Genomic DNA, 15195 nt, shown 5'->3' on the forward strand with positions numbered 1-15195 from the left:
TCGCCTTTAATCTGAAAATGAAAATGCCTGAGCATCTTGTTTTACATCTATCTGTATTTTTGAAACTGCATCTCCTGCAACTCCGCCATTACCGCTGTTGTCTAGGTAGTTAGGAGTGTTGAAGTAGATTCCAGATGAGTCTATGGTAAGTACATTGCCGCCGCATTTAAGTGATATACCGTCAGTGGCATCTATAAGTGCGGTGTCTGCCACTTCGCTTTTTACGCTTGAGGTGTCGATGTGCAGTGCGCCTTCTATGTCTACGCCCATATCTTTGCCTACCTGTACAAACAGGTTTTGCAGGTACTTGTCGGTTACATCACCTTCCACATAGGTTAAAAGAACCTCTTTTATCTCGTTTATCAGCTCTTGCTCAATGAAACTTCTTTTGTCTTTGGCAACGATCGTTGTAAAGTCTTTTTGTGCTGTTTGTGCTTTATTTTCTTTGATGGTATGCACTTCTTCTTTTTCTACCGTTTTTATGTCGTTTGCTTTTACGGTTCGTTCAGAGTTGTTGCCTATGGTTTGAAAAAGGTCGTGTTTTACGTCGTCATGTTCGTTATGAACAGATGTTATTTTGTTGTTATGGATGTCGGCTTTAAGGTCGTTCTTCGCATAGAGTTCGTAGTTTCTTTGTGCCCTCATAGCAAAGCGTTCGGACTCTTTTGTATCGTCAAAGAGTAGTTCATTGTACCCAAGATGGTCTTTATACGCAGGATATGATGTAGTCCTGATGAAGGATTTTGCTTTATCTGCCGGAAGCGGGTAGGGTTGTTTGTTCTCTCCGTTTGGAAGTGCCTTCAGTATGACTGGTTCGTCCGGATTTCCGTTTTTAAATCCTACGAGTACTTCAGTATTTACCCTCGGAAGAAATAAAAAACCGTAGTTGTCTCCTGCATAAGGTTGCATGACTCTTAAGTAAGTAGAGGTGCCTTTGTTCTCTTCGAAGTGAAACAGTACCCGTATTCTTCCCTCTTCATCCACATCTATTTCGTTTGCATGTTCCGTGGTATCGGCATTCCCTTCACTTACTATGGCTGTAAGGGTTCCTGAGATTCTCGGTTTTACGATGCTTTTTTGCGGTTTATAGATGATATCTGAAGGTATCGCCTCAAAACTTGTAAAGAACTGTATCGATTTTTCTTCCGTATGATCTATGAACTCATCCAGGGCATTTGGGAATTTCCCGTAGTAATGTACCCGTATCGTTATGACCTTTTCCTGCGTAAGTGTCTTTTCGTTATGGAGTCTTACTAAAGCGGCATCACACATCTCTATCTCACTGCTTTGCCCTTGGATCAAAAAGCTGTCAGCATAACCTCGAAGAGCATCGTTGTCCGTATAGCGTTTTAGGTCCTTAAAAAGCGACTCTCCCAAAAGATTCAAGCTCTCTTTTTCATCGAAGTTTTTCAGGTCGTGTCTCAGCTGAGAAGTAAAAGTGTTGTCCTTCATGGAACTTTGCATGGAACTACCCGCCTCACTGTGCATATCAAGCGAAGGTTTGTCATAATCGTAAAAGTTGTTTACGGCATTTGAAGAACTAAAACGTTTTACTTTGTTAAACTCGGCTTCAAGAGGTTCGTCATGCACTCTTGCATGGTCGTTCAGTTCACAGAGTGTTATAGTGTAAGGGTCGTTCATAGTATGCTCGATTATAAGCGAGTATCCCTCCTCTTCACAAAGCATGGTAATGAACTCCAGTGCACTTTGCTTATACCTTGTAGTGTATTCTCTTGCGGGGGCTTTTGCCGGATCTACTCTCATATCCAGTTTTACGTTGAGCAGCGGTGCGTATCTACCGATGATCTCGGAGATGATGTCCGGAGCTTTTTTATCTAAAAATATCTCATAGCCGCTGCCTAGGCCCATGTAAAACAACGGCGATACGACCTCTACGTCATACATATATTTGCTGCCTACTACGGAGTTCTCTTTTGCTTGAAAGACCATTCCAAAGACAGACTTAGTCGCAAGCGGGTTTTTAACGTCTGTTATTTTAAGTTCGACGTTTGTATCGACGATCTCTTCGACTGCAATAGCTTGGTCAGAAACGAAACTGATGTGAAACGTATATGCTTCATTTATGCCGCTGTGCCCCTCAAAAGAGTAAACGCTGTAGCTGCCGTCGTTTGTACCTTCATTTGGCAGGTATTGTAAAAACTTCAGTCGTCCCTGTATATCTTGATGTATATCAGGGTTTAGGGTTACTTTTTCAAGCATTTTTTCTCCTTTACATGTAAGAGTTCAAAAGTCATTTAGATGCCGCCTTTATACTTGAGTTTTTCTGGGATGATCTTCGATTTGAGCTGGAGTTCGTAGCCTTTTTTTATGTCGGCTTCACTGATGTGCCATTTGTTTTTTAAAAAAGTCACAATACTTTCTTTCGTGTAGGGTTTGTCTATCATAGCAAGGCAGTACTGTGCAGCGGTTACATCTTCTTTTAGTTGATTGTGGTACAAGCGTCCAAGGTTTGTTATAGCATTAAAATACCCTATGCGTATAGCTTCCTCATACCACTTTATAGCTTTTTTATACTCTTTTTGATTTTCATATAAGTACCCTAAGTTATTTGCGGCATCGCCGTTCGCACGGTTTAGTCTGAGCGCTGTCTTGTACCAAAATGCCGCAAGATTATAGTTTTTGATTCCTGTCTGATAAGTGTATCCCAGGTTAAAAGCTGCATCACTGTCCTCATCTGCCTTGTCATACCAATCTTTTGCTTTTGGGTAAGCATCCAGTCTTGCTTCGTAGGGTGGTTTTTTCAAGTCTGTTTTGAGTATCAGCACATCTGCAAAGCTGTTTACATGTAAGAGCAGTGTAGCAAGCAGTAAAAGTTTTAGAACAGACTTATAGTTTACATGTAAGCAGAAAAAACACATTTTAGATGCCGCCTTTGTACTTGAGTTTTTCCGGGATGATCGTAGACTTTAGCTGTGCTTCGTAGCCTTTTTTTATGGTAGCTTCGCTAAATTTCCAATGTGTTCTAAAAAGAGCAAAAACTTTCTTTTTTGTGTATTTCCTATCGCTAAGAGGGAGCATATACTCAACTGCTTGTACGTATTTTTTTTGACTATAGTACAGAAGTGAAAGGTTTTTCATCGCATCAAGACTTTCTCTCTCTATGGCTTTTTTGTACCATTTTATAGCTCTAATATATTCTTTTTTATCTTCATACAAATATGCTAAGTTATAAATTGCATCCGTATTCCTAGAATTTAAACTTATAGCTTGTTTATACCAAAATTCTGCTAGTTTATAATCCTTAAGTTCTTTTTGGTAAAAAACTCCTAAGTTGTAAGCGGCACTATATTCTGTATCAGCATTGTCGTACCACAATTTACCATCTACTTTTAAATTTAATCTTTCATCATACGGAGGCTTTTGAAAGCTTTCCGCAAAAAGAATGGTGTTTGTAAGTAGTATTACTAACAGCAGTCTAAGTATATATTTCATTATTCACACTCTTCTTTTACATGTAAGCATAAAAAACACATTTTAGATGCCGCCTTTGTACTTGAGTTTTTCTGGAATGATCTTAGATTTTAGCTGTGCTTCGTAGCCTTTTTTTATGGTTTTGTCAGAGAGTTTCCAATTATTCTTAAGATAAGTTAAGACTTTGTCTTTTGGATATTTGTTGTCGATAAGAGCTATAAAATACTCTGCTGCCTTTACGTCGTCATTGAGTTTATAGTGGTATAAGCGTCCAAGATTTTTAATAGCTTCTAAACTTTCTTTTTTGATAGCTTTTATGTACCAAAGGTTTGCTAGTTTATACTTTTTTTTATGATCATATATTAATCCTAGATTATTTGCAGCATCTTTATTATTAGTTCGTGAATATGCTTGTTTATACCATCTTATTGCATCATCGTATCTTTTTGTATCATCGCAGAGTACGCCTAGATTTATAAGAGCATCAATATTATTAGGATCTAAGAATAAGGCTTTTTTATACCAAATTTCTGCTAGTTTATTATCATTTATTTTTGTATCGTAAAGAAGTCCAATATTAAATGCTGATGCACTATCTATGTCAGCATGGTTATACCATTCTGTAGTGTTTGGATATTTATCAAGCCTATTATCATAAGGCGGTATTGTTAAGTTCTCCGCAAAGAGTACGGTACTTGTCAGTAGCAAAGCTAATAATAGATTAAAAAAATACTTCATCATTCACTCTCTTTTTGTTTTGCAAGAGATTTCTCTTTCTCTCTTCGTGCATACACTATGTTGTCAAGCATACTTTTCTCTTTGCCCTCTAAAGGTGTTATCTTCAGCTTTTCTATCTTAAGTGTCAATGCCTGGTTTGCCGTGTATGTCTCTTTTGGCATGTACTCAGCTTTATCGTAAACACAGTGCAGTTGTATTTTATACTTCAGGGCTATATCTCTGTTGACTATCAAAAGTGATATATCTTTTTTAGAAAGCATCTCCGCCTCTAGACCGTTGATGTCGTTTGAGGTTACCACTTTGCCGTTACGTAAAAACTTTCTCTCTATGATATCGTAAGTGAAGTCTTTTGGCATAGGAGGCATTTTTCCAAGAGGGGTGTCGGGACTCTCGTAGATGGTCTTGTACTCAGTGTCTATCTTCAGCATTATCTGGATGTTGTTTTGCAGCATCTCTTTTGGTATCTTTATGGTTGTCTGAAGCTCTTGAGGCATTCCGTAGTAGTCTTTGCTTTCTGGGTCAAGTACATCTACCTTGTAGCCAAACGCCACGGCTTTAAGAGCTGAGAGTTCATACTGCAGAGCATTGTTAAATAGCTCTGCATACTTGTCTTGGTTGTCACCTATGAAGTTTTGCACATCTTCTAAAGTGTCAAATCCCTGTACAAGTTGTTTGTGCTGTGCGTTTACCGCCTCGGCAAAAAGAATGCTCTTGTATGGTTTACCGCTATAGTATCTGTAAATAGCATAGCCAAGAGGAGAAAACATCGGTGCGAGTATGCTGTCATCGTCAAACTTATGAAACAGCAGGCTTTTCATGATGTAACTCTCCAGCGGAGTGTCTACGAACATGTCTTTTAAGTAAAACTCCCATGCCAACTCTACTGCCAGTACGCCAAGTGCGGCTATCCAGCCTATAGCCGGTACGGTAGCAAGCATCCCAGGAGCGACCATCAGGGCTATGATGGTCAAGTTTTTTGTGACGATGGCTACGCCTCCGTCAAAGTCATCCTCTTGCAGGTGGTTGATGTCATACACCGCACTTATGGCAATGGCAACCAGACCCACTTTTGCCATCAGCTTCCAAGAAGCTATTTTTACGAAGTTCTCTTCGCCTAAGAACTTCTGTACAGACTCAACGACAGCCTCTTTACTCTTAGGTGCGACTTTACTAAAGCTGTCTATAGTGGTGTAGGTGTCGCCTATGAGCGGGAAGATGTCGTTATATTTGAGTTTTTTGTAGTTGATGACGCCAATGGCAACATTCACTCCAGCTACGAAGATGGAGAGGGTTTTTATGGAAGCTAGGAGGGTTTTGTATGCAGGAGTATTTTGTATTTTTGTAATTTGTACTCTTGCTTCAGAATCAATATCATCTCCATACTTCTCAGCCACATCCCCCGCTTTAGAAGCAAAACCCTCTATGGTCTTGAGTGACTCGTAGTAGTCTGCTATGCTCTTTTCACTCTCCTTGGAGATGTCGAAGTTGCTTGAGAGCAGGTTGCTGAGGTCTAGCTTTGTCTCTTCCTCTTTCTTTTTAGAAACGTACTTTTTCAAAAATGCCTCTGCATTGCCTTGTCTTGCGGTAAACCCCTGTTTGTTTCTCTCGGTCTGTACCATCGAGTGGCCTATGTGCGAGTGCAGAGTCTTTGTATAGTGCTCGCGTATAGGAAGGTTGAATATTTTAGATTTAAATGCATCGTCTGTGATGTCGTTTCTGAGTTTTATGACATGCTCGGCGAGGGAAAGCAGGTGCTTTTCTTCATTGTTAAACGGAGAGTTTATGTTTGCTTCCGCGTCCAGAAGACTTTTGTCCTCCATAAAGGTGTAAAGCAGTCCCATAACGGTGTTTAGGTACTCCTGTTCTTGAAGCTGTGAGTCAAACTTATCCATCTCGCCGTAGGCTTTAAAGACCTTTTTAAACTCATCTGCCGTTATGAGATCCTTGGCTTTTAAAAGCAGCTCTTTCGGATTTGTCGGAGAGCGAAAAAAGTTACTAAACTCTTTTGGCATATAAAGGTCGCTGAACGCTTTTTTTGGAGCTTGTATCTTAGAGTTGTCAAATGCAAACTCTTTATTTGTACCGTCTATGTTTTCAAACTGCTCTAAAAGTTTGTTTTCTCTTTTACATATCTTTGCATAAGAATGGCTCTGGTCATCTATGAGCTTTTTAGTATTTTTGATGTTTTCGTCACTGATGACAGGCATAGGACGGGAGTTTTTAAGAGTGTAAAAAAACTCTTTTGCACTTTCGTACACTTTGCTTTTTTTCGCTTTTTCTTTATGTGCTTTGGAGAAAAACAGTGAAAACACTAAAAGAGCGAGCATCTCCGCGGGGTTCTGTTGGTAGGGTTTATAACGGTCAGTTGCATCGCTCAAGACGAGATAACCGTAGTTTACATCGTTGTATTCTTTTGTTTTTTGGGCATATCTTCTGCGTACGTAGACATTCTCTTCATTCACACTTAAAAAATCTATAAGCCCCACATACTTACATGTAAGTCCTTTAGAAGAGACAACAAACGCATCCTCGTCATATGGATGGTTTTCATGGTGATGTCTGCTGCTGTGTACTCCGTCAAGTACATTTTTAAAAAAGGAGTGGTTTATAAAGCGTATCTCATTTAAGTAGTTTTGAGCTGTATCAAATGCCGGCGTGATGATCTCATCGAGTGAAGCTATGTTGTTTTCACCCTTTACTATTAAAGAAGCAAACTCTCCTTTGCACACCTCGTCTGCTAGGGTGCGGTAGAGTTTTTTGAGTTTTTTGATGTTGTCGTCATACTCTTTTTGTTCATCGCTGCTTACATAAAAGTAGTCTATCTGGCTGCTCACGGCATAAGTGTAAGCGTTTGTCTGTTTTAGCCCTCGTAAATGAGAATCGTTTTGGCTAAAAGTAGTTTTATAGCTCCATTCATAGATATTGAGCAGGTCTTCAGCTTGTCCGAGAGGATCGGGAATGGTCATCACAGCATTTAGCGGATAGAGTTTAAACTCTGTGCTTTTGCCTTCTGCTTCTGCTTTTTTCACCTTCTCTTTATGCTCTTTAACGGGATCGTACTCTTTTTGCAGTTTAAATGTCTTTTGACTGATCTGGTTGGAGTCTATGGCATTTGGGTCTTTTAAAAAGAAACTTTCATCTTTTTTATTGGCATCGGTAGGATCGAACTTGATGCCTAAAAGTTTACCAAGCATAGTCTCACGTTTACTTTTGTCTTTACTGAGTTGTACATTAGAGTAAAAGATCTCGATCTCATCTCCATCGTAAAGAGGGATGTAGTCTCTAGCTACATTTTTTTCATCTTTGTATTTTATATCTTTAAAGGTTTCACCGTACAGAGAACCTCTGCTGATGATCCTGTATTCGTTTATATTGCCATCTTTGAGTTTTATGTAAACAAATGCCAATGTAAAGGGAACTATCTTTTCTCTGATGAGTGGATTTGTATCCATAGTCCCGTAGAAAGTTTTTATGTCTGCAAAAGCTCTTGAAGGTCGAAGAGGTTTGTAGACCTTTTCTGCAAAAATATCTTGGGATTCTCTTAACAGGTAAAGGTTGTAACGCTCTTTTTCCTTTTTATTCTTTGCTTTTTCTTTTTCCTCTTTTGTGGCTTTTTCGCCTTCTACCTTATTGTCGGCACTTGATTTTACATTTGTAGCGGAGTTGCTGTTTGCACGTGATACTATCTGCAGTGCGGCACCTTGGTCCGTTTGGCATCCAGATACGTCAAGAGCATATGTCCCTCCGCTGCCCGTTACATTTGCTTCGGTCATGGCGCTGGATGTTGCGGCGACTTGTGTACAGGGAGTATATGGCACGGGACATCCGCTTATGGGAGCATTTAAGATGTCTGTACAAAAGTTTGGTTTTAGTCCCCCGATGGTACGGATGGCATCACTGGATGGATGATTTACCGTTCCTCCGTGAGCACATTGGATTACGCAGGATTCTGTCAAGACTTTACGTGCCATATTTTTTATCCTTCTTTATTTATTAGAACTTATATATATAGTTTGTGTTACGGCCATAAACTAAATATTTTTTTAAGTTTATAAGTTTGTTCTATTTTTTTAATTATTTGTCCTAAAAATAGCTTTAATTTAGTTTTTTAGAAACAAAATTAAATATTCTGTGCTAAATCTTAATGAAAATAAGATAAATTTAAACTAAAATTGACTAGAGTTGTACAAATACTAATCGGTTTGTATTATTTTTACAACATTTAATCTTAATTATTCTACAAATATAAATAAATTAAGTAAGTATATTAAGAGTTGATTTTTATTTCATTATTTTACATACAGACTGGTCTGTTGTATTTTTCGATATTTTTGGTGTATAAGGTGAAAAGTGGAAAACATACTTATTGACATATCATACGAGAATCCTGCAGGTCAAGATTTGAAATATGACGATGCTTTTGTACAGATCGAACTTGAAGTAGATAAGTCCTACAGTGTGAGTGCTGAGGAAGATACAGACTGGCAAAATGTTAAAAATAACTGTAATGATTTTCTAAAAATGAAATCAAAAGATTTGAAAATCGCCGTTTGGTGGCTTTTTGCCAACTGGCATTTAGACAAGTGGACGGGATTGTCTCAGTCGTTAGTCGTCTTTAACCAATTCTTAGAAAAATATAATGAAAGTCTTTTTCCTAAACCAGTTAAGGCTAGACAAAATACATTGGTATGGTTAGAATCGATTTTGACAAGAGAGATCGTAGAGAAAAAGCTTTTTCAAGATGAATTGACAAACAGTGCTGAACTAAGCGAACTGTTTCAAAGTACTCAAAACACCTTTAAAGAGCTTATGCAATCCGATGATAACTACTTCAGCAAAATAATCCGCCATCTAAAAAGTCTGGAGCCGCAAACTGTCAAGAGTACTCCCGAACAACTTCCTCATAAAGAGAAAAAAGCAGATTTAAATAAAAAAGAGATACTAAAACAGGAATCCACAAAAGAGGAAAAACCGATTCATGTCATTAAGAACAAAGATGAAGCTTTTAAAGTCTTTCAAAACTTTAAGAAATCGGCATCTATGTTAAGTGAATACTATAGAAAAGAAAACCCGTTCGATCTTAAAGCCATAAAAATATCCAGAATGCTCTCTTGGATAAATGTCGAAGATATTCCTGTACACAAAGAGGGCCTGACACAGATCAATCCTCCTTCGGAAACGACGCTTTTAAAGATCCGGGAGACTTTTGAAAGTGGAGAGAAGGAAGAAGTTTTTAAACTCCTGCAGGCTACCTTGGAAAGATCTCCTTATTGGCTGGACGGACATTATGAATCATACAAAATACTTGAAGAGGCCGGCAGACATTATGAAGCGCAAGAGATATTAAACAATCTGGTCGCTTTCATTGACTCGCATAAAGGGCTGGAAGATCTGAAGTTTAAAAATGACACTCCTTTCATATCACATGAATTACAGCATTTTTTACATACAAAGATAACAAACAACGAAGAACAGGCAAAAAAAGCTACTGCTGCGGATGCTATGGAAGACATATTTTCCAAGATCAAAAAAATCACTCAAAACCATCAAACAAAGGAGGCGATGCAATTACTTCAAAATGAATATAACGCAGCTTTAAATTATGAAGACAAATTTAGACTGCGCTTGGAACTTGTGAAGCTGAATATCATAAATAAAAAAAACAAAATGACTTCAGCTCTTCTGTCCGGTCTTGAACAAGATGTACAGAAATACCATTTGGATGAATGGCACCCCGATTTGGCTTTAGAAGTATATACACTGTTTTTAAAGCATTTTGACGGTCAACAAAACGAAGAAAAAATAAACAATGTCTATGAGCGTCTATGTAAGATAGATGTCTCACAGGCATTCAATTTAAAATAAGGAGAAACAATGAACAAACAGTCAGAGTCACCAAAAGAAAGGATTAACGTCACCTACAAACCCGCAACGGGAGACGCTACGGAAGAGATTGAAATACCTTATAAACTTACTATTTTAGGTAACTACAATCCAAATGCAGAAAAGTTGCCGATTGAAGATAGAAAGGCTATTAAAATCGATAAAAACAATTTTAACGATGTGCTAAAAGAGCAAAAACTTTCGGTTACGTTTGATGTTCCGAGCAAATTAACGGATGATGAAGATGCATCTTTAAATGTCAATTTGAACATAAACAGTATGAAGGATTTTTCACCGGAAAGCATTGTTGAAAATGTTGAAGAACTTAAAGTACTAATGGAACTAAGAAAGTCTTTAGTGGCATTAAAAGGTCCTTTAGGAAATGTCCCTGCATTTAGAAATGCTATTGAAAATGCTATCTCTGACAAAGAAGAAAGAGATAAGTTAATGAGTGAACTTAATTTAAAATCTTAGGAAAGGATAAATAGATGTCTGTAGTAGAAGCAACAGCGGCAAGTAATGAAGCCGTTAACGGAAGTTTGTTAGACAATATTATTGCGCAAACAAGTATAACACGAGAAGATGACACATATACTGTCGTAAAGTCCGGAGTGGGTGCACTTATAGAAGAGTTGATCAAGTCGAATAATCCAGATGAAAAGGTCAATAAAACGGTTATCGATAAGATGATCGCAGAGATTGATGCAAAGATCTCCGCTCAAATGGATGAGATCCTGCATCATGAAAAATTTCAAGAACTTGAATCTAAATGGCGCGGTCTGTACTTTTTAGTTGAAAGAACAGACTTTAGAGAAAACATTTTGATGGAGATGATAAACGTCACAAAAGAGGATCTGATAGAAGACTTCGAAGATTGTTTAGACATTACGCAAACAGGACTGTACAAGCATGTCTATACATCTGGTTACGGTCAATTCGGTGGAGAACCTGTTGGAACGATCGTTGCCGATTACGAGATCGCTCCGTCTAATGTAGATATGAAGTTTATGACCAAGATGGCTTCTATTTCAGCTATGGCACATGCACCTTTGATCACGGCTGCGGGACCTAAGTTCTTTGGACTTGATTCTTTTGAAGGCATGCCGAATCTAAAAGATCTGGAAGATGTGATGAACTCACCTCAATTTGCCGCATGGAAAGGTTTTAGAAAAAACGAAGATTCAAGATATGTCGGTATGACACTTCCGAGATTTCTACTAAGAGCACCTTATGATCCTGAGGATAATCCAATTTCGAAATTCGTTTACCAGGAAGATGTTTCGAAATCACATGAAAACTACCTTTGGGGAAGTACGGTATACACATTTGCAAGCAAACTGACTGATTCATTTGCAAACTTCAGATGGTGTACGAATATTATCGGACCTATGAGTGGTGGAGAAGTAAGAGACCTGCCTGTACATACTTTTGAAAGCATGGGTGATGTTGAGATGAAAATCCCGACGGAAATATTGGTATCTGATAGAAGAGAGTATGAACTGGCACAAGAAGGATTCATCCCTCTAGTAATGAGAAAAGGCAGCAATTCGGCTGCATTCTTTGCTGCAAACTCTGCACAACAACCAAAAATATTTGCGGATACTCCCGAAGGTAACGAAGCAGAGCTTAATTACAAACTTGGCACTCAGCTTCCTTATCTGTTTGCTGTTACAAGAATGGCACATTACATCAAAGTCCTTCAAAGAGAACACATCGGTTCTTGGAGAGAAAGAGAAGATCTTGAGAGAGAACTTAACAAATGGGCTAAGCAATATGTAGCAAATCAGGAAAATCCAAGTGCGGAAATAAGAAGTAAAAGACCGTTTAAAGCGATCAAAATCGATGTCGAAGATATCGAAAAAGATCCGGGCTGGTACAAAGTGAAGATCGCTCTAAGACCTCACTTTAAGTATATGGGTGCCAACTTCGAACTTTCTTTAGTCGGAAAGCTGGATAAAGATTAATGTATAAAGGGAGTTTATTCGAGCGTTTAACGCCTCAAGCACAGACTGTGAAATATGGTAGTGAAGAGGAAGCATTATACACTTCAATAGCATTGAATTTGTCTCGAATATTCTCCTCTAATGCAGGAAGTGCAGAGATCGCTTTGGATTATGGAAGACCGGATCTGGACAATATTAGTTTTAATTTAAATGAATCGATCAATGCGATCGAGCACAACTCAAAACTAACTATTGATAAATATGAACCGAGACTTTCTAAAGTACATGTAAGCGTGAATAAAGAGCATTTACAAAAAAACGAGATGAGTATCTTTATTGAAGGTTCTGTAAAGATAAATAAAAAGATGAAAAAGATTAGTTTCAAAGCTGATCTTTTTAAAAGCGGCGGAGTGAAAGTACATACACATGGAATTTAATGACTACTACAGACAAGAGCTAAGCGCTCTAAGAGTTGAAGGGGCGGAGTTTTCAAAGAAAAATCCCGGATTATCGACTTTTTTATCAAAAGAAGGTCAAGACCCCGATGTAGAAAGACTCTTAGAGGGGTTCGCTTTTTTAACCGGTCGATTAAAACAACAGATACACAGAGAACTACCGGAAGTTTCTCATACACTTGTGCAACTATTATGGCCAAACTATGTACGTCCCATACCTTCATACACAATTGTGCAGTATGAACCTTTACGTGATGAAAATGAAACAGTCGTCGTTAAGAAAAACAGCAAGATACTGAGTAAAAGTGTCGCTGACGGTGTTCAATGCCGTTTTAAAACTTCATATGATACAGAAGTCATGGCGCTCGATATAGATAAGATCAACTATTTTGTCCATGGAGAAAAAAGTTCCATCGAACTTGATCTTAAAATGACATCTTCAGGTTCTCTTGATGATCTTAATTTAAAAAAACTCCGGTTCTTTTTAGGTGGTTCTAAATTCATCGCAAAAGATATGTATATGCTCTTAATGCGTTTTCTTGAGTCGATCGAACTAGAGATCATCGGTTCTGATGAAGAAGATGTAAAGAAGATCACTTTAGACGCAAATTCAGTAAAAGCTGTCGGCTTTCATATGAATGAGAAATTAGCTTCATATCCTCTTAATATATTTGACGGATATGTTTTACTGCAGGAGTACTTTTGTTATCCTGATAAATTCTTATTTGTCGATCTTTTCAATTTGGAAAAAATAGCTACGATTGATAAAGAGTTCTTAAAAAAAGCTCGGACTTTTAGCATTCAATTTCACTTTTCTAAAAGATTGGAAAGTAATGAACTTCCGACAAAAGAGAGCTTTAATCTTTTTTGTACACCTGCGATCAATCTGTTTGAAACGGAAGCAGTACCGATTAGAAAAAATGCGATGCAGGACGAATACTTAGTCGTGCCTGCAGATATCTCAAAAGAACACAGTGAAGTTTACTCTATTGAAAATGTTCGAGGGTGGATTCAGTCAAAAAATCGTTATGACGATTATCAGCTTTTTGAATCATTTGAACATAATGATAATGCACAATATTACTCTACAAGGGTAAAACTTTCTATTGACGGCGAAAGAACGAACACGTATTTACGTTTTGCATCAAACGGAGGAGCAGAAGAAAATATAGAAAACTCCAATAGTACGGTATCGGTACATATTATATGTACCAATAAAAACACACCTAATGAGGCGCTGTTATTGGGTGATGTCAATTTGCCAGATCCACTTTCATCTACGGAAAAATTGAAATTTAAAAATATAACTATTCCAACTTCTTCTTATCCGCCACCGATCGACGGTGACTTTTTATGGAAGATCATCTCGAATATGTCTCTTAACTATTTGTCGTTGGATAATATCCAGGCACTTAGAAAGATCATAGAAAGTTATGACTTCATCGGTGCAAATGACATAAAACGAAGAGAAAAAACATCGGTAATGCTGCAAGGTCTTAAATCTATCAAATATAGAACTATTGAGATGATCGATCAGGGACTTCCAATTCGAGGGATAGAAGCTTTATTACTGCTTGACCCTACTAAATTCGAATGTTTGGGAGATGCTTTTATATTTTGTTCGATCTTAAATGAGTTTTTAGCTCTGTACGGGAACATAAACTCTTTTCATCAATTAACGGTAGATATGCTTGATGAGGATATCTTTACCTGGCAACCTAAAATGGGAACAAAGGCTCTGGGGTAGATGATGAATATTGACACTATAAATCAAAGTATCGAGTTAAATATTAAAAAATATAGCCTACCTCAGGCTATTAGAGTGATCTTACACTATTTAAAAGAGCTTTATCAGACATCAGATTATGAATTGCTTTACAAAAAAATACGTTTTGAAGGGAACTCTTCACTGGCATTTCAAAAAAGTGAACTTGACTCTATTGAGTTTTTTGAAAATGAAGCTGCAGGAAAACGGGTCAGTGTAAAAATCAACTTTTTAAGTCTTTTTGGAAGTTCTTCTCCGCTTCCAAGTCACTACAACGAAACGGTTTTAAGAAGTTTTGAGGGTGATAGGATCTTATATGATTTTCTAAATCTCTTCAATCATAATTTGCAGAGATTTATTTATCCGGTGTGGGAAAAACACAGATATTACGTCAAATATAATAAAGACTTAAAAGATGGTTTTTCCAAATATCTGCTTTCACTTTTGGGTCTATACGCCAACTTCGATGTTGAACATAATAAGTTGGATTTTCAAAAGATCATGCCTTATATTGGTGTACTCAGTATGCGCCAAAAATCTGCAGGAACACTTACTTCGATCTTACGCCATTACCTTGGGTTTGATGAGATCGAAATTTTGCAATGTATAAAGATGCAATCGAAGATCCCTTCTTGGCAATACGCAAGACTTGGACAAACAAACAGCCAGCTCGGTGTGAATCTAAATATTGGTGAATTTGTCATAAACAAAACATCAAAATTCAGAATTTTGCTTAACAACGTAAGGGTAGAAGATATGCTCAGGTACAGCATTCATGGAAATAAAATGGATGAGCTTAATGACCTTATTTCTTTCGCTTTGAATGAACCTTTGGAATATGACGTATGTCTTGGGATCAATGAAGAAAATAAGGTGAGTTGTGTTTTGGATGAATCCGAGAAGAGATACATAGGAATTAATTGCTGGATAGGGGAACCGACCGGAAATGAACAGATTATTATTGCACAAAAAGGTTAGA

Annotated in this window: 11 protein-coding genes; 6 read left to right on the top strand and 5 right to left on the bottom strand. The window is 37.7% G+C overall.

Annotated elements, in window-relative coordinates:
- Nucleotides 1-6 precede the first annotated feature (6 nt).
- From tssI to WCX87_RS02365, 5 genes are read right to left on the bottom strand one after another with little or no spacing between them, the layout of a single operon-like run.
- Complete coding sequence (gene tssI, locus WCX87_RS02345; protein ID WP_345980432.1) at nucleotides 7-2220, bottom strand: type VI secretion system tip protein TssI/VgrG; 2214 nt, start codon at nucleotides 2218-2220, stop codon at nucleotides 7-9.
- A 35-nt stretch (nucleotides 2221-2255) separates the two neighbouring features.
- Complete coding sequence (locus WCX87_RS02350; RefSeq protein WP_345980433.1) at nucleotides 2256-2879, bottom strand: tetratricopeptide repeat protein; 624 nt, start codon at nucleotides 2877-2879, stop codon at nucleotides 2256-2258.
- Nucleotide 2880: 1 nt separating this feature from the next.
- The gene (locus WCX87_RS02355; RefSeq protein WP_345980434.1) at nucleotides 2881-3453 is read right to left on the bottom strand and encodes a tetratricopeptide repeat protein; all 573 of its coding nucleotides are present in this window, start codon (nucleotides 3451-3453) and stop codon (nucleotides 2881-2883) included.
- A 42-nt stretch (nucleotides 3454-3495) separates the two neighbouring features.
- Nucleotides 3496-4173, bottom strand: coding sequence for a tetratricopeptide repeat protein (locus WCX87_RS02360; RefSeq protein WP_345980435.1), 678 nt, complete (start codon nucleotides 4171-4173; stop codon nucleotides 3496-3498).
- Nucleotides 4170-8141 (bottom strand): hypothetical protein, encoded by a 3972-nt coding sequence (locus tag WCX87_RS02365; protein WP_345980436.1) that lies wholly within the window; start codon nucleotides 8139-8141, stop codon nucleotides 4170-4172. The genes WCX87_RS02360 and WCX87_RS02365 overlap by 4 nt, the downstream gene beginning before the upstream one ends.
- A gap of 379 nt (nucleotides 8142-8520) precedes the next feature.
- On the opposite strand from WCX87_RS02365, the gene tssA reads away from it, so the two are divergent.
- Genes tssA through tssG form a run of 6 tightly spaced genes read left to right on the top strand, consistent with a single transcriptional unit; the run spans nucleotide 8521 to nucleotide 15194 of the window.
- The gene (gene tssA, locus WCX87_RS02370; RefSeq protein WP_345980437.1) at nucleotides 8521-10035 is read left to right on the top strand and encodes a type VI secretion system protein TssA; all 1515 of its coding nucleotides are present in this window, start codon (nucleotides 8521-8523) and stop codon (nucleotides 10033-10035) included.
- A gap of 9 nt (nucleotides 10036-10044) precedes the next feature.
- Complete coding sequence (gene tssB / locus WCX87_RS02375) at nucleotides 10045-10527, top strand: type VI secretion system contractile sheath small subunit (RefSeq protein ID WP_345980438.1); 483 nt, start codon at nucleotides 10045-10047, stop codon at nucleotides 10525-10527.
- A 14-nt stretch (nucleotides 10528-10541) separates the two neighbouring features.
- Nucleotides 10542-12017: a type VI secretion system contractile sheath large subunit gene (tssC, locus tag WCX87_RS02380; protein WP_345980439.1), complete on the top strand. Its 1476-nt coding sequence runs from the start codon at nucleotides 10542-10544 to the stop codon at nucleotides 12015-12017.
- Nucleotides 12017-12433 carry a type VI secretion system baseplate subunit TssE gene (gene tssE / locus WCX87_RS02385; RefSeq protein ID WP_345980440.1) on the top strand — a complete coding sequence of 139 codons (417 nt, stop codon included), beginning with the start codon at nucleotides 12017-12019 and terminating at the stop codon, nucleotides 12431-12433. Before tssC ends, tssE begins: the two co-directional genes overlap by 1 nt.
- Nucleotides 12423-14198 (top strand): type VI secretion system baseplate subunit TssF, encoded by a 1776-nt coding sequence (gene tssF, locus WCX87_RS02390; RefSeq protein WP_345980441.1) that lies wholly within the window; start codon nucleotides 12423-12425, stop codon nucleotides 14196-14198. Before tssE ends, tssF begins: the two co-directional genes overlap by 11 nt.
- Nucleotides 14199-15194 carry a type VI secretion system baseplate subunit TssG gene (gene tssG, locus WCX87_RS02395; protein ID WP_345980442.1) on the top strand — a complete coding sequence of 332 codons (996 nt, stop codon included), beginning with the start codon at nucleotides 14199-14201 and terminating at the stop codon, nucleotides 15192-15194.
- Nucleotide 15195 lies beyond the last annotated feature (1 nt).

This window comes from Sulfurimonas sp. HSL3-2 (genome assembly GCF_039645965.1).
In the GTDB taxonomy this organism is placed as follows: domain Bacteria; phylum Campylobacterota; class Campylobacteria; order Campylobacterales; family Sulfurimonadaceae; genus Hydrocurvibacter; species Hydrocurvibacter mobilis.